Below are 14548 nucleotides of genomic sequence, written 5' to 3'. Positions count from 1 at the left end.
TGCGTGCCGTGCCGGACCTAGCGCTCGGCGCCCCCGGCACCCTCGGCACCCTCGGCGCCTTCCGATCGCTGCACCCGCTCGAGCCGGTCGATCCGCTCCAGCAGTACGTCGGTGTGCGCCCGCATCGCGTGAGCGAGGATCGCGGCGGTCCACAGAAGTGCCGTCGTCCCCGCGAAGAACCAGGCCCAGCGGGCGGCCATCGCGATGGTCTCCGCGGAGTCCACGTCGTTGCCCTGGCGCGCGAAGAAGTAGAGGAGCACCGCGAGCAGGCCGGTGCCGACGCCCATCACGGCGAGACCGCTGACGTGGTCGGTCCGGGACGACGACGCGGACGAGGACGGGGACAGGTCGGTCATGGCTTCCTCCTGGGCTGCTTGAGCTCACCGAGACGGGATGGGCTGCCCGCAACATGCCACAGGGCCCCCGCCGAAGCGAGGGCCCTGTGGGTGGTGCGGGTGCCGGGTGGCGCTGGACTCAGAAGTCCATGCCGCCCATGCCGCCGGTCGGGTCGCCGCCACCAGCGGCAGCCTTCTCCGGCTTGTCGGCCACGACGGCCTCGGTGGTGAGGAACAGCGCGGCGATCGACGCGGCGTTCTGGAGCGCCGAGCGGGTCACCTTGGCCGGGTCGATGATGCCCGCGGCCAGCAGGTCGACGTACTCGCCGGTCGCGGCGTTGAGGCCCTGGCCGGCGGGGAGGTTCGCGACCTTCTCCGCGACGACGCCGCCCTCGAGGCCCGCGTTGATGGCGATCTGCTTGAGCGGAGCGGAGAGCGCGACCTTGACGATGTTGGCGCCGGTGGCCTCGTCACCCTCGAGCTCGAGCTTGTCGAACGCGGAGGCGCCGGCCTGGACCAGCGCGACACCGCCACCGGGGAGGATGCCCTCCTCGACGGCCGCCTTGGCGTTGCGGACGGCGTCCTCGATGCGGTGCTTGCGCTCCTTGAGCTCGACCTCGGTGGCCGCGCCGACCTTGATGACGGCCACGCCGCCGGCCAGCTTGGCGAGGCGCTCCTGGAGCTTCTCGCGGTCGTAGTCGGAGTCCGAGCTCTCGATCTCGGCGCGGATCTGGTTGACCCGGCCCTCGATCTGGGCCTGGTCGCCGGCACCCTCGACGATGGTGGTCTCGTCCTTGGTGATGACGACCTTGCGGGCCTGGCCCAGCAGCTCGACACCGGCGGTCTCGAGCTTGAGGCCGACCTCCTCGGAGATGACCTGGCCGCCGGTGAGGATCGCGATGTCCTGCAGCATGGCCTTGCGGCGGTCGCCGAAGCCCGGCGCCTTGACGGCGACGGACTTGAAGGTGCCGCGGATCTTGTTGACGACCAGGGTCGACAGCGCCTCGCCGTCGACGTCCTCGGCCAGGATGACGAGCGGCTTGCCCGACTGCATGACCTTCTCGAGCAGCGGCAGCAGGTCCTTGACGTTGCTGATCTTGCTGTTCGCGATGAGCACGTAGGCGTCCTCGAGGACGGTCTCCATGCGCTCGGGGTCGGTGACGAAGTACGCCGAGATGTAGCCCTTGTCGAAGCGCATGCCCTCGGTGAGCTCGAGGTCGATGCCGAAGGTGTTCGACTCCTCGACCGTGATCACGCCCTCCTTGCCGACCTTGTCCATCGCCTCGGCGATGGCGTCGCCGACCGTGGCGTCGCCACCGGCGGAGATGGTCGCGGTCGCGGCGATCTGCTCGCGGGTCTCGACGTCCTTGGCCAGGCCGAGGAGCTGCTCGGAGACGGCGGTCACGGCCGCCTCGATGCCGCGCTTGAGACCCATCGGGTTCGCGCCGGCGGCCACGTTGCGCAGGCCCTCCTTGACGAGCGCCTGGGCGAGGACGGTCGCCGTCGTCGTGCCGTCACCGGCGACGTCGTCGGTCTTCTTCGCGACCTCCTTGACCAGCTCGGCGCCGATCTTCTCGTAGGGGTCCTCGAGGTCGATCTCCTTGGCGATGGAGACACCGTCGTTGGTGATCGTGGGGGCGCCCCACTTCTTCTCCAGGACGACGTTGCGGCCCTTGGGGCCCAGGGTGACCTTGACGGCGTCCGCGAGCGTGTTCATGCCACGCTCGAGACCGCGGCGGGCCTCCTCGTTGAAAGCAATCAGCTTCGACATAACTCCTGCGATTCCTTCGCGATGTCCGTTGTCACTCTCAAGGCGAGAGTGCCAGCATCATGTTTAGCACTCGACCATGGCGAGTGCAAGGAGAAGCCCGGCTCCCGGCAGGCTCAGGAGCGCCCCAGCCGGCCCGCGACGAGGGCGGCGAAGCGCTCGCCGTTGGCCGGGTCGACGTCGAGGTAGAGGCCGGGCTCGATCAGCTCGAGCTCGCTGACCACCCAGGAGTCCTGCCAGCGCAGCAGGTCGACCCGGGCGTACGCCAGGTCGGCGCCGCGTCGCTCGGCGACCGTGCGCACGGCCGCGGTCGCCACGGCCGACCGCTCGGGATCGAGCGCGGCCGCGGTGTTGCTGCCGCCGTGCAGCTCGTGGGCGCGGATCTCGCCGGCCGCGACGGTCTTGTCGACCTGGGACGCCGCGACGCCGTCGAAGACGTAGACCGAGCTCTCGCCCGTCGTCCGGATCGAGTCGACGAGGGGCTGCGCGATCCACGGCCCGGCGACGAGGCCCTCCAGGCGCGGGTCGTCGAGCCGCTCGACCACGACGACGCCGATCCCACCGGCTCCCGTGCGCGGCTTGACGACGACACTCCCCCAGCGGTCGAGCGCCGCGGCCAGCCCGGCGGCCAGGTCGGCGTCGTCGAGGAGCGCCGTGGGCACGACCGGGACGACATCGGCGATCTCGGCGAGGTAGGCCTTGTCGGCGTTCCAGGCGACGACACCGGCTCCGTTGAGCAGGGTCGTCGACGCCTCGACGGCACGGGCCCAGTCCAGGAAGGCGGGCAGCCGGCGGTGGTAGTCCCAGGTGGAGCGGATCGCGACCAGGTCGGCGCCCGCCCAGTCGACCGCCGGGTCGTCCCAGCACACCCAGCGACTGTCGATCCCGCGCGCGTCGAGGGCAGCGGTGAGCGCCGCGGCACCCGGTTCACCGTCGGGCATGAGGTCGAAGGTCGCGAGGAGGACGGAGGTCATGCGCCCACGTTAGGAGCCCGGTGCCCGAACGGGACCGGCAGGTCGTGGCCCAGCGCGGCCAGCACCGACGGCAGCAGCGCCTTGGCCGTGCGCTTGTAGCCCAGCGCGCTCGGGTGGAAGCGGTCGAGGCTGAACATCTCGTCGGGGTTGGTGATGAAGAACGGGCCGACGACGTGGGCCAGCGAGACCGCGTGCGCCCCGTTCCGTACGGCGACCTCCGCCTGCGCGCTCGCCAGCTGGCGCGACATCCGCGAACCGAGCGAGCGCAGGGGCTGCGGGACCGGCCGCAGCGCCCCGAGGTCCGGGCAGGTTCCGACGACCACCCCGGTGTCCTGCGCGCGCAGTCGCGCCACCGCCTCCTCCAGGTGCTGCGCCGACGTGGCGACCGGCACCCGGTGGGTGACGTCGTTGCCGCCGACCACCACCACCGCGACGTCGGCGCGGTAGCTCGCGGGCAGCCCGTCGAGCTGACCGGCCAGCGCCGAGCTCTCCGAGCCGACCACCGCGGCGGTCCGCAGCGCGACCGGCCGGCGCAGCTCGGCGGCGAGGCCACGGGCGATCCGGGCGCCGAGGGTGTCCTTGGGGCGCTCGGCCCCGAGCCCGGCGGCGATCGAGTCACCGAGGACGAGCAGCCGCAGGGGCGGGCCGTCGTACGACTTGCGCTTCCAGACCTTGTCGGCCGGGATCGCCTCCTCCCCCAGCGGCTTGCCGATCCGGGCTCGCGCGATCGCGGCCTGGCGGCGCAGCAGCTCGCGCCCGCCTCCCGTCGTCACGCCGATGCCGGCGAGGGCGACGCCGGCGGCGACCAGGGCCTTGCGGGTACGGCTCATGGCTGCTTTGAACCAGATCCTCCTGAACGGATCGTGGCGCCTCGTCAAACGCCGGACGACGGCGCGGACGCGGTCCTACGATGCGGCCCATGCTGCTGCGTCACCTGATCGCGCTCGTGGCCGGTGCCGCACTCCTCGCCGGCTGCTCCGCCGAGCCCGTCGCGGATGCGGACAAGATCCGCATCCCGACCGTGTCCTCGCCCCTCGGCCCCGAGGCGGCCGGCAACGAGCCGGCCAAGGACCGCAAGAAGACCAAGCCGAAGAGGCGCCAGCAGGCACGGCGCATCGCGGTGGTCGCCGACGAGTCCGGCATCAGGTTCACGCTGCCGCCGGGCTGGACCGTGCTCGGCTCGGGCTCGGTCGACTACGCGGCCGAAGGCGACCGGATCCCCGAGATGGCCGCGCAGGCCGGGGTCTCGGTCGAGGAGTTCCGGGCGATGATCAAGAACCTCGACGTCCTGGCGATCGGCTTCTCCGGCACCCTCAACGTGGGGGTGACCGGACAGGCGAGCACCCTGCCGTCGGCCGCCTCGCTGGAGTCCGGGCTGTCCGCGGCCGGCTCGGTCAGCGGGGTCCGCGACGTCCGTACGCCGCTCGGGCCCGGCCGGGTCGTGTCCTACACGCTGAGCATGTCGACGGCGACCAACCAGGGGGCGGCGCTGTTCCTCAGCATCGGCGGCCGGCTCGTCCAGGTCACGGCGACCACGACCGACGCCGGCCAGACCCGGTCGGTACTCGACGGCGTCGCGCGCAGCCTCGGCCGGGCCTGAGGCTCCTGCCCCTACGAGCCGGCGACCTCGATCACCGGCTCGTGCCCGACCGGGAAGTTCACCGACGCGGCGATGAAGCAGTTCTCGCTCGCCTCGGCATGGATCGCCCGCGCCGTGTCGACCATCGCGGCGTCGGCGACGGTGACCCGCGGGTGCAGGGTGACGGACGTGAACCGGCCGCCCTGGCCGACCTGGGACATGGTCCCGACCGGGCTGTCGTCGTACGCGGTGACGACGACGCCGTGGTTGACCGCGGAGTGCAGGTACGACAGCAGGTGGCACTGGGCGAGCGCGGCGAGGAGGAGCTCCTCGGGGTTCCAGCGGGCGGCGTCGCCGCGGAAGGTCGGGTCGGCCGAGCCGAGCAGGTCCGGCTTGCCGGCGGCGGTGAGGAGCACGGTGCGGTCGTAGTCGCGGTAGCCGGTGGTCCCGCTGCCGCGGTTGCCCTGCCAGACGAGGTCGAGTGCGTAGTGGTGGTCGGTCACGCGACCATCATGGTCGAAACCGAGTGGGACGAACCCTGGCGAGAACTTGTTCTAGTTTGGCACTCTTCTCCCTGTGACCCCCACCACACCGGCCACCGCCCCCACGACGCCCGACGCCCGCCCCCTCAACCTCGCCGACGTGCTCGAGGCAATGGCGGACGGCGTGCCCGACCGGATCGCCGTCCACACCGGCGACCGGGCCTGGACCTTCGCCGAGATCGACGAGCGCGCCACCCGCCTCGCCAACCACCTCATCGGGCTGGGCATCCAGCCAGGCGAGCACGTCGCCGTCCACTCGACCAACCGGATCGAGTGGGTCGACGCGCTCTACGGGTGCCTCAAGGCCCGCGCGGTGCCGATCAACATCAACTACAAGTACCTGCGCGACGAGCTGGCGTACCTCTACGACAACGCCGACTGCGTGGCCGCGATCATCGCGCCCGAGCACGTCGACGCGCTGGCCGAGCTGGACCTCGCGACGCTGCGGCAGACCGTCGTCCTCGGCCCCGAGTACGACGCCGCGCTGGCCGCCGCGTCGACCGAGCGGCCCGCCAACGGCCGCTCCGCCGATGACCACTACGTCCTCTACACCGGCGGCACGACCGGCAACCCCAAGGGCGTCGTGTGGCGCAACGAGGACCTGATCCGCGCCGCCCTCAACGCGGCCCGCTACGGCGCCCCGCTCGACTCGATCGACCAGCTCGTCACCGAGGCCCAGGCCGTGGAGAACCCGATGGTGCTGCTCGCCTGCGGCCCGATGATGCACGGCGGCAGCCAGTGGATCCTCGGCAACGGCCACGTCGCCGGCCAGACCGTCGCGCTCTTCACCGAGCCGCACTTCGACCCGGTCAAGATCCTCGACCTGGTCGAGAAGGCCAAGGTCGTCTCGATGACCTTCCTCGGCGACGCCATGGGCCGTCCCGTCGCCGAGGCGATCCTCGCCGAGCCCGACCGCTGGGACCTCTCCAGCCTCGCCGCCGTCTCCAACGGCGCCGCGCCCCTGTCCGACGGCGTGCGCGAGGAGATCCGCCAGGCCCTCCCCGGCCGCTTCATCCTCGACTCGTACGGCGCCTCCGAGTCCGGCGCCACCGGCTCCCGCATCGACGACGGCTCCGAGGGTGGATCCGCCGCCCCCCGGTTCACCGTCACCGACCAGGTCGAGGTCTTCGACGCCGACCTCAAGCCCTGCCCGGTCGGCGTCGACGGCATGCTCGGCCGCTCCGGCCCCGTCCCCCTCGGCTACTACAAGGACCCGGTCAAGACCGCCACGACCTTCAAGGAGATCGACGGCGTGCGCTGGGCGATCCCCGGCGACTTCGCCCGCCGCGAGGAGGACGGCTCGGTCACCGTGCTCGGCCGCGGCTCGGTGTGCATCAACACCGGCGGCGAGAAGGTCCACCCCGAGGAGGTCGAGGCCGTCCTGCTGCGCCACGACGACGTCTTCGACGCGGTCGTCGTCGGTACGCCCCACGAGCGCTGGGGCCAGCAGGTCACCGCGCTGGTGCAGCGCCGCGACGGCGTCACGCTCAGCGAGGACGACGTACGCGACCACTGCCGGGCGCTGATCTCCAACTACAAGGTGCCCAAGACGGTGCTCTTCATCGACGAGGTCCCCCGGACCCCCGTCAGCAAGGTGGACTACCCTGCCAGCGCCGCGCTCGCGGCACAGCTGCTGGGCTGACCAGCCACCGCCTGTTCGGGGGAGCCTTGCGCCGAATCCTCACCCTGCTGTGCGCCGCCGCGCTCGGCGTCTCCGTCCTCGGAGGCGTGCCCGCGGCGGCGCTGGCGCTGGAGCCGACGTGGCTCTCCGTCTCCAGCGCAGACCCGCTGCTCAACGAGAACGGCGACGGCTACTGGGAGTCGGCCACCGTCAGCGTCTCCACCGACGCCGATGCGGCGCACTGGACCCTCACCGCCGGAGGAAAGGTGGTCGGCGAGGCCGACCTCACCACCGCGCAGCTCGCGAGCGCCCGCACGAGCGTCGACCTCCCCATCGACTCGGCGACGATCGGGGCCCCGCTGGCCGCCGGCACCTACACGTTCAGGGTGACCGCCACCGCCCGCGGCAAGACGCCCGCAACCGAGCACACCGAGATCTACGTCAGCACGGCGCCACTCCTCGCCTCCCTGACCCCCGACGCTGCCGTGATCTATCCGCGGGACGTCCACCCCGGGGTGGCCCACGCGGCCTCGCTCCGGCACGGCCTCGACGCCACGATCCTGAAGCACGGCACGAACACGTTCGAGGTGGTCGGTGACGAGGGCGCGCTCGGCTCTTGGATCATCGACCCGCGCGACTCCCGGCTCCGCTGGGACGGTCTCACCTCCGACGGGTCGGCACCGGCCGGCACCTACCGGGTGCGCCTCGTGGTCGCCGACGACAGAGGGACACGCTACGGGCCGCTGTCCCGGCCGTTCCGGCTCTCGTCGGGCTACCGGGTCTCCCAGGAGCTGACGGTCACCAAGAAGGCGAACGCCACCCGCACCGCCACGCTGACCCAGCGCAACGCCCGGGTCCGCATCGCGAACGGCAGCCTCCACTACCGGGCGCTCAACACCGACTGGCGGCGCGAGCCGCTGGTCCGCACGGCCCACCGGGTGCGCGTCCCGCGCGACCGCGTCGCGGGCACTCAGGTCTTCGTGGTCGTCCGCGGCCGGTGGCAGTGGCCGCAGGACCCCGACGCCGAGATCGTCACCCCGGACGGCCGGGTCCGCAATATCGACCTCTTCGCGGCGCTCAACAAGCGCTCCATGATCCTCTCGATCCCGCCCCGGCTCATCCACCCGGACGGCACCGTGCGGTTCCGCCTCCTGTGGTCGAGCCTCGGCGTCACCGGGGACCCGCACCGCGCCGGCCGGACGGACACCGTCGGTGTGCGCGTCTCGACGTACGAGTGGCACGACCTCGACTGAGAATTCTCCGCCGGGTTGTCGAAAGGCCCGTGGCTCGCCCGTCATCGGGGTGACAGACTCACCCACCACCCCTGAGGAGATGCCATGACCACGTACGTCGTCCTGCTGACCGGAGACGAGCGCACCTGGGAGGACGCCAGCGCAGAGGAGCGGGCGGCGATGTACGCCCGCCACGACGAGTTCAGCCGCCTGCTCGAGGAGCGCGGCCACCAGGTGACCGGCGGGGCCGAGCTCGCGCACTCGCGGACCGCCAAGGTGGTCCGGAAGGCCGCGGCGGACGGTGCCACGATCACGGTGACCGACGGTCCGTACCTCGAGTCCGTCGAGCAGGTCGGCGGGTTCTACGTCGTCGAGAGCGACGACCTCGACGACCTGCTCGAGGTGTGCGGGGTGCTCGCCTCGCTCGAGGACGGCGTCGAGGTGCGCGCGACCGTCGCGCACGACGGGTAGCACGCGGGCCGGATGGAGCCGCTCGAGCGCGTGCTGCGCGAGGAGTGGGGCCGGTTGCTGGCCCTGCTCGTCGCGTGGTGCCGCCGGGTGGACCTGGCCGAGGACGGGTTGGCCGATGCGTTCGAGGCGGCGGCCCGGGCCTGGCCGGAGGCCGGGGTTCCGGCCAACCCGGCCGGCTGGCTGCTCACCGCGGCCCGCCGCCGGATCACCGATGCGCTGCGCCACGAGGTGGTCGCGGCGGACAAGGTGCCGCTGCTCGAGGTCGAGGCCGCGGTGCAGCAGCACGCGCAGCGGGTGCTCGCGGCGCCGCCGCGAGGAGAGTCCGTGACGGACGAACGGCTGCGCCTGGTGCTGCTCTGCGCGCACCCCGACCTGTCCCGCGAGGCGGCCGCGGCGCTGACGCTGCGGCTGGTCCTCGGTGTGCCGACCGAGGACGTCGCGCGGCTGTTCCTGGTGCCGACGCCGACCATGGCGGCGCGCCTGACCCGGGCCCGGCGCAAGCTCGCGGGGGCGCGGTTCGCCGTGCCGCCGCCGGACGAGCTGGCCGCGCGGGTCGACGTGGTGGCCGATGTCGCCTACCTGGCGTTCACGAGCGGCTACGCGCCCGGGTCGGGGGCGGACGTGCTGCGCGCGGACGTCGCCGGCGAGGCGGTACGGCTCGTGCGGGTGCTGCGGGCGGTGCTGCCGCCGGGGGCGGGCACCACCGAGCTCGACGCGCTGCTCGCGCTCATGGTGCTCCAGCACGCGCGGCGCGACGCCCGCGTGGTCGACGGGCGGCTCGTGCTGCTCCCCGACCAGGACCGGCGTCGCTGGCACCACGACGAGGCGCTGGAGGCGCTCGACCTGCTCCGTCCGCTGGTCGGCGCTCCCCCGGCGCCGTACCTGCTGCAGGCACTCGTGGCGGCCGAGCACGCGATCGCGCCGACCTCGGCGGACACGCGGTGGGATCGCGTCGTCCACCGGTACGACGAGCTGCTGGCCCTGCGCGACTCCCCGGTCGTGCGGCTCAACCGAGCGGTGGCCCTGGCCGAGCGGGAGGGCCCCGAGGCCGGGCTCGCCGCGCTCACCGGGGTGGCGCTGCCCGGGCACCGCCTGCCCGCGGTGCGGGCCGAGCTGCTGGTCCGGCTGGGCCGCGCGGAGGAGGCCCGGGTCGCCTTCGACACCGCGCTCGCGCTGTGCCGCAACGAGGCCGAGTCCGCGCACCTGCGGGCCCGGCGCGAGGTCACGCGTGCGGGACCACCATCGGCGTCCCCGTGATCGGGTCGGGCAGCACCGCGCACGCCAGCCCGAAGACCCGCTCGACGAGCGCCGCGTCGACGACCTCGGCCGGAGCCCCGGTCGCCACGACGGCGCCGTCGCGCATCGCGACGACGTGGTCGGCGAACCGGCAGGCCTGGTTGAGGTCGTGCAGCACGGCGACCACCGTGCGGCCGTCGTCGACGAGCCGGCGCAGGAGCCGCAGGAGCTCATACTGGTGGGCGATGTCGAGGAAGGTCGTCGGCTCGTCGAGCAGCAGGTAGGGCGTCTCCTGGGCGAGCACCATCGCGATCCAGACGCGCTGCCGCTGCCCGCCGGAGAGGGCGGAGACCCGGCGGTCGGCCAGGTCCGCGACGCCGGCGGCGTCCAGCGCGGCGGCGACGGCGGCATCGTCGGCGCGGGTCCAGGTGCCGATCGCGGGCTGCCGGGCGTAGCGCCCGCGCCGGACCAGGCCGACCACGCGGATGCCGTCGGGCGTCGTCGTCCCCTGGGGCAGGAAGCCCAGCTCGCGGGCGACAGCCTTGGGCCGCCAGGTCGCGATCGTCCGGCCGTCGAGGACGACGCTGCCCGCCTCGGGCTTGAGCAGTCGCACCAGCGAGCGCAGGAGGGTCGACTTGCCGCAGGCGTTGGGGCCGACGATCGCCGTGAAGACGCCGTCGGGCACGGTGAGGTCGAGGTGCTCGACCACCGTGCGCTCGCCGTACCCGAGGCGCAGGCCCTCGGTCCGCAACCGGCTCATCGTCCGACCTCCTTGAACAGCAACCACAACAGGTAGACGCCACCGATGGCGCCGGTGACCACGCCGACCGGGAGCTGCACGGGCGCGACGACCTGGGCGAGCAGGTCGGCCGTGGCGAGCAGCAGGGCGCCGGTGAGCGCCGAGGGCAGCAGCGCGATGCCCGCCGTACCGGCCAGGCGGCGGCCGATCTGGGGCGCCATCAGCGCGACGAAGACGATGGGGCCCGCGGTCGCGGCGACGATCGCGGTGCAGCCCACGCCGACGGTGGCGATCATCAGGCGCAGCCGGCCGAGGCGGATCCCCGTCGTCACCGCGACGTCGTCGCCGAGCGCGAGCTGCTGGACCGGCCGGGCCAGGAAGCCCGCACCCGCGGCGAGGACGGCGATGCCCGCCACCGGCACGACCAGGTCCGCCCAGTCGGTGCCGTTGAGGTTGCCGGCCGACCAGCTCGCGGCCGCCATCGCGACCTCCAGGTCGGCGCGCAGGATGAGCCACGAGTTGGCCGCGGTGAGCACGGCGTTGACCGCGATGCCGATGACGATCAGCCGGTAGCCGGTGTAGCCGCTGCCCATCGCGAGCAGCGCCACGACGCCCGCCGCGAGCAGGCCTCCGGCCAGGGCGGCACCGGCCAGGCCGAGCGCGAAGCCGCCGCCGTTGTCGGCCGCGGCGGCGAAGTGCGCGCCTCCGGCGACGGTGAGGACGAGCAGGACGCCGGTGTAGGCGCCCTGGTCGAGGCCGATCACGTCGGGGGCGCCGAGCGGGTTGCGGGTCAGGTTCTGGAAGAGCGCGCCGGCCAGGCCGAGCGCGAGCCCGAAGACGACGGCCGCGGTCACCCGCGGCATCCGCCACTCCAGGACCCGTCCGGCGAGCGGGCCCTGACCGCGCAGGCCGTCGACGACCGCGCCGGGCCGCGCCCAGCCGTCGCCGTAGCAGAGCGCGACGAGCGAGACCGCGAGCGTGGCGACGGCGATCAGCACGACGGCGAGGACGGTACGCCGCTCCGGGCGCAGGAAGGTCAGGGTCACGACGTCGCCTCCGCGCCCTGGCGGCGGACCACCCACGCCAGCAGCGGACCGCCGAGCACGCCGGTCACGATCGCGACCGGGGCGTCCCCGACCGGCAGCACCAGGCGGCCGATGGTGTCGGCGGCGACGAGCAGCACCGGGCCGCCCGCGAGCGAGAGCACGATGAGCCAGCCGACCGAGCCGCGCGCGAACCGGCGGACCAGGTGGGGCACGATCAGGCCGGCGAAGGCGATGGGGCCGGCGATCGCGGTCGCGACGCCGGCGAGCACCGTCGCCACGACCAGGACGCCGGTCCGGGTCGCCCCGACCCGGACACCGAGCCCGTGCGCGACGTCGTCGCCCATCTCCAGCGCGGACAGCGGCCGGACGAGCACGAGCGCCACCACGACGGCGACGAGGACCACGATCGTCGGCAGCGTCAGCGGTTGCTGGTCGCGCCCGGCGAGCGAGCCGACCGCCCAGAACCGGTGGTCGTCGAAGGCGTCGGGATCGAGCAGCCGGATGCCGAGCGAGAGGCTGGCGACGAGGGCGCTGAAGGCCGTCCCCGCCAGGAGCAGGCGCAGCGGATCGGCCCGCCCGACGGCGTACACGACGGCCGTGGCGAGCGCCGCGCCGAGCGTGGCGACGACCATCTGCGCGCCCTGGCCGGCGGCCACGCCGAGCGCGGTCGCCACCACGACGGCGAAGGACGCACCGAAGGTGACGCCCAGGACGCCCGGCTCGGCCAGCGGGTTGCGGGTCAGCGCCTGGACGAGCGCCCCGGCCAGGGCCAGGGCGGCGCCGACCAGGATCGCCAGCAGGGTCCGGGGCAGCCGGACCTGGCGCACGATGATGTGCGCGGCGTCGTGGTCGTCGTACCGGAAGAGCGCGGGGAGCACCGATCCGGACGGCAGGTCGCCCTTGCCGATCGAGAGGCTCCACACGACGGCACCGAAGAGGGCCGCACCCAGCGCGACGAGCGCGACCAGGGGGCCGGGGTGACGCAGGGTCAATCGTCCAACCCCGCGACCCCGCGCTTCCAGTAGCCGGTGATGCTGGCCGGCAGCTCCCGCTCGGCCACCCAGCGGCGGACCTCCTTGAGGTCCTCGGCCTCGCCCGCGCCGAAGACGAACGTGTCGTCAGGTACGTCGAGCGCCCGCACCTGCGTACCGAGCTGCGACCCCGCGGCCCGCGAGAGCCAGCGCACCTCGACGCCGGCGCGCTCCTGCAGCGGGTACCCGGTCTCGTCCGCGTGGTCGTGCTCGACGAGCACGTGCGCGGTCGCCCCGGCCGCCTCCAGCCAGTCGGCCTCGTCCAGCCAGCGCGCGACGGCCGGCAGGCCGGTCACGTCGACGGCGAGGACGTAGTGCCGGTGGGTGTGCGCGAACGCCTTGGCCCCCGGCGGCCCGGCGATCACCGCCGGGTCGCCGATCGCGACGGCCTCGGCCCAGTCACCGGCCAGACCGCCGGCATGGAGCACGACGTCGAGGTCGACCTCGCGTGCGGCGAGGTCGACGCGCCGGATCGTGTAGGTCCGCGTGGGCGGGAGCGGCTTGGGCCAGTCGAGCAGCTGCCGGTCGTTGGGCACCGGGTCGGTCCGGGTGCCGTCCGCGTGGGGGAAGACGATCTTGACGTGGTCGTCCGCCACGTAGCTGTGGAAGCCCGCGAGCTCGTCACCGGTCAGGGTGAGCCGCAGCATCCGCGGCGTGACCAGCTCGCGCCGGGCGACCGTGGTCCGGCAGATGCCGATCGGGTAGCCGATCCGCTGCATCCCCCGCCCGGTGCCGTGGTGCTCGGCGACGCGCTCGGCCGGCCGGTCGCGCTGGCCGATCACTTCAGCTCGTCCGCGAAGGCCTCGGCGAACGCCCGGTCGATCTCGTCGAGCGCGCGCTCGGCGGTCGGGTACGTCGCCGCCTCGGTGTAGCGCAGCGGGATCACGGCGCCGTCGCGCACGGCCGGCAGGGTCTTCCACAGGTCGTGGTCGAGGACGTACTGCACCGACTCCGAGGGCTTGCCGTCGTCGTCGACCGTGTAGGTGATCACGTCGGCGTCGGCCAGGCTCTGCGGGAGCTCCTCGATCGAGGGGTACTCCGAGAACGCCGCGGAGCCCTTGCCCGGCTCGGCCGGACCGCCGTAGTAGGTCGCGCCCACGTCGGTGGCGATGTTGGTGCCCCAGGCGCCGGCGTACTCGCGGTTGAAGTTGCCCGCGCTCACGTCGCCGTAGGCGCCGACGTGACCGAAGCAGTGCCCGTCGAGGACGTCGGCGTACTTCTCGGTGAGCGCCGCCGCCTTCGCGTCGTACGACGCCTTGGCGGCCTCGTAGTAGTCGACGACACCGGCCGCGTCGGCCTGGCGCGCGGAGAGGTTCTTCCAGCCGTCGGGGCGGTCCGGGCCGAGCACGACGACCGGCGCGATCGACTCGAGCCGCTTGAGATCGACGTCGCCCAGCACGGGCAGCGGGACGCCGAGCATGATCAGGTCCGGCTTCAGGTTGGCGATCGCCTCGTAGTCGGTGCTCGCGGCGGTCTCGCCGGCGACCTTCTTGAGGGCCTGGTAGTCGGCCAGGTCGTCCTCGGTCATCAGCGCGGTGCCGCGGCCCCACTCGGAGATGCCCACGACGTCGGCGTCGGCCTCCAGGAGCACCGGGACGGCGTACCCGGTGGCGACGATGCGCTGCGGGTCGGTCGGGATCTCGACGGTGCCGTTGTCAGCCTCGAACGAGCGGGTCTTCGACGCCGGGTCGAACGCCGCGACGGGCGCGGCGGCGGGCAGTGCCGGGGTGGCGGGCTCGCACGCGGCGGCGTTCGCCTTCCCCTTGTCCGCCTTGCCGTCGTCCTCGCTGCCGCACGCCGCGAACGTCGCCCCGATCAGGGCGGTGGCGGACAGGGCGGCGAGGGCGCGAGCCGGCCGGAGGTTGAGCTGCATGATCGTCCTTCACGTCGGGGAATCGGCGCGCGAGGTCACCCGAGACAGCGCATCCGACCAAGTGAGGCTAGCCTTACCAACGGACGTGCCGGTGTCGCGAA

15 protein-coding genes are annotated in these 14548 nt (G+C 73.4%); 5 read left to right on the top strand and 10 right to left on the bottom strand.

Annotated elements, in window-relative coordinates:
* Positions 1-17: 17 nt before the first annotated feature.
* The 4 genes from CCO04_RS12785 to CCO04_RS12770 all read right to left on the bottom strand — a co-directional run bounded on the left by CCO04_RS12785 (position 18) and on the right by CCO04_RS12770 (position 3907).
* The gene (locus CCO04_RS12785) at positions 18-356 is read right to left on the bottom strand and encodes a hypothetical protein (protein WP_215814520.1); all 339 of its coding nucleotides are present in this window, start codon (positions 354-356) and stop codon (positions 18-20) included.
* Between the two features lie 118 nt (positions 357-474).
* Complete coding sequence (gene groL, locus CCO04_RS12780) at positions 475-2106, bottom strand: chaperonin GroEL (protein WP_215814519.1); 1632 nt, start codon at positions 2104-2106, stop codon at positions 475-477.
* A gap of 113 nt (positions 2107-2219) precedes the next feature.
* Positions 2220-3077 carry a hypothetical protein gene (locus CCO04_RS12775; RefSeq protein ID WP_215814518.1) on the bottom strand — a complete coding sequence of 286 codons (858 nt, stop codon included), beginning with the start codon at positions 3075-3077 and terminating at the stop codon, positions 2220-2222.
* On the bottom strand, positions 3074-3907 hold the full coding sequence (locus CCO04_RS12770; RefSeq protein ID WP_215814517.1) for an SGNH/GDSL hydrolase family protein: 834 nt from the start codon (positions 3905-3907) through the stop codon (positions 3074-3076). The genes CCO04_RS12775 and CCO04_RS12770 overlap by 4 nt, the downstream gene beginning before the upstream one ends.
* A gap of 89 nt (positions 3908-3996) precedes the next feature.
* On the opposite strand from CCO04_RS12770, the gene CCO04_RS12765 reads away from it, so the two are divergent.
* Complete coding sequence (locus CCO04_RS12765; RefSeq protein ID WP_215814516.1) at positions 3997-4677, top strand: hypothetical protein; 681 nt, start codon at positions 3997-3999, stop codon at positions 4675-4677.
* Positions 4678-4688: 11 nt separating this feature from the next.
* On the opposite strand, the gene CCO04_RS28555 is transcribed toward CCO04_RS12765, so the two are convergent.
* Positions 4689-5159, bottom strand: coding sequence for an OsmC family protein (locus tag CCO04_RS28555; RefSeq protein ID WP_215814515.1), 471 nt, complete (start codon positions 5157-5159; stop codon positions 4689-4691).
* Positions 5160-5232: 73 nt separating this feature from the next.
* Here CCO04_RS28555 and CCO04_RS12755 point away from each other — a divergent pair, with 73 nt between their 5' ends.
* From CCO04_RS12755 to CCO04_RS12740, 4 genes are all read left to right on the top strand, one after another.
* Positions 5233-6840: an AMP-binding protein gene (locus CCO04_RS12755; RefSeq protein WP_215814514.1), complete on the top strand. Its 1608-nt coding sequence runs from the start codon at positions 5233-5235 to the stop codon at positions 6838-6840.
* A gap of 26 nt (positions 6841-6866) precedes the next feature.
* Positions 6867-8072 (top strand): DUF3324 domain-containing protein, encoded by a 1206-nt coding sequence (locus CCO04_RS12750; protein WP_215814513.1) that lies wholly within the window; start codon positions 6867-6869, stop codon positions 8070-8072.
* An 84-nt stretch (positions 8073-8156) separates the two neighbouring features.
* On the top strand, positions 8157-8522 hold the full coding sequence (locus CCO04_RS12745) for a YciI family protein (RefSeq protein WP_215814512.1): 366 nt from the start codon (positions 8157-8159) through the stop codon (positions 8520-8522).
* A gap of 12 nt (positions 8523-8534) precedes the next feature.
* The gene (locus CCO04_RS12740) at positions 8535-9779 is read left to right on the top strand and encodes an RNA polymerase sigma factor (protein ID WP_215814511.1); all 1245 of its coding nucleotides are present in this window, start codon (positions 8535-8537) and stop codon (positions 9777-9779) included.
* Here CCO04_RS12740 and CCO04_RS12735 read toward each other — a convergent pair.
* The 5 genes from CCO04_RS12735 to CCO04_RS12715 are packed head-to-tail and all read right to left on the bottom strand — an operon-like array spanning position 9745 to position 14447.
* The gene (locus CCO04_RS12735) at positions 9745-10518 is read right to left on the bottom strand and encodes an ABC transporter ATP-binding protein (protein ID WP_215814510.1); all 774 of its coding nucleotides are present in this window, start codon (positions 10516-10518) and stop codon (positions 9745-9747) included. The genes CCO04_RS12740 and CCO04_RS12735 overlap by 35 nt on opposite strands.
* Complete coding sequence (locus CCO04_RS12730) at positions 10515-11543, bottom strand: iron chelate uptake ABC transporter family permease subunit (protein ID WP_308281197.1); 1029 nt, start codon at positions 11541-11543, stop codon at positions 10515-10517. The genes CCO04_RS12735 and CCO04_RS12730 overlap by 4 nt, the downstream gene beginning before the upstream one ends.
* Complete coding sequence (locus tag CCO04_RS12725) at positions 11540-12535, bottom strand: iron ABC transporter permease (protein ID WP_215814509.1); 996 nt, start codon at positions 12533-12535, stop codon at positions 11540-11542. Before CCO04_RS12725 ends, CCO04_RS12730 begins: the two co-directional genes overlap by 4 nt.
* Positions 12532-13356: a siderophore-interacting protein gene (locus CCO04_RS12720; protein WP_308281196.1), complete on the bottom strand. Its 825-nt coding sequence runs from the start codon at positions 13354-13356 to the stop codon at positions 12532-12534. The genes CCO04_RS12725 and CCO04_RS12720 overlap by 4 nt, the downstream gene beginning before the upstream one ends.
* The gene (locus CCO04_RS12715; RefSeq protein ID WP_215814508.1) at positions 13353-14447 is read right to left on the bottom strand and encodes an ABC transporter substrate-binding protein; all 1095 of its coding nucleotides are present in this window, start codon (positions 14445-14447) and stop codon (positions 13353-13355) included. The genes CCO04_RS12720 and CCO04_RS12715 overlap by 4 nt, the downstream gene beginning before the upstream one ends.
* Between the last annotated feature and the right edge of the window lie 101 nt (positions 14448-14548).

The sequence above is a fragment of the Pimelobacter sp. 30-1 genome, assembly GCF_018831735.1.
In the GTDB taxonomy this organism is placed as follows: domain Bacteria; phylum Actinomycetota; class Actinomycetes; order Propionibacteriales; family Nocardioidaceae; genus Nocardioides.
The sequence above is the reverse complement of the archived record's forward strand: the minus strand, read 5'-3'. Positions and strand labels throughout refer to the sequence as shown.

What these genes read in the sequence shown, in the direction of transcription:
- CCO04_RS12785 (WP_215814520.1), bottom strand. Translation starts at nt 356, where the DNA reads ATGACCGACCTGTCCCCGTCCTCGTCCGCGTCGTCGTCCCGGACCGAC.
- CCO04_RS12765 (WP_215814516.1), top strand. Translation starts at nt 3,997, where the DNA reads ATGCTGCTGCGTCACCTGATCGCGCTCGTGGCCGGTGCCGCACTCCTC.
- CCO04_RS12735 (WP_215814510.1), bottom strand. Translation starts at nt 10,518, where the DNA reads ATGAGCCGGTTGCGGACCGAGGGCCTGCGCCTCGGGTACGGCGAGCGC.
- CCO04_RS12745 (WP_215814512.1), top strand. Translation starts at nt 8,157, where the DNA reads ATGACCACGTACGTCGTCCTGCTGACCGGAGACGAGCGCACCTGGGAG.
- groL (WP_215814519.1), bottom strand. Translation starts at nt 2,106, where the DNA reads ATGTCGAAGCTGATTGCTTTCAACGAGGAGGCCCGCCGCGGTCTCGAG.
- CCO04_RS12775 (WP_215814518.1), bottom strand. Translation starts at nt 3,077, where the DNA reads ATGACCTCCGTCCTCCTCGCGACCTTCGACCTCATGCCCGACGGTGAA.
- CCO04_RS12715 (WP_215814508.1), bottom strand. Translation starts at nt 14,447, where the DNA reads ATGCAGCTCAACCTCCGGCCGGCTCGCGCCCTCGCCGCCCTGTCCGCC.
- CCO04_RS12770 (WP_215814517.1), bottom strand. Translation starts at nt 3,907, where the DNA reads ATGAGCCGTACCCGCAAGGCCCTGGTCGCCGCCGGCGTCGCCCTCGCC.
- CCO04_RS12740 (WP_215814511.1), top strand. Translation starts at nt 8,535, where the DNA reads ATGGAGCCGCTCGAGCGCGTGCTGCGCGAGGAGTGGGGCCGGTTGCTG.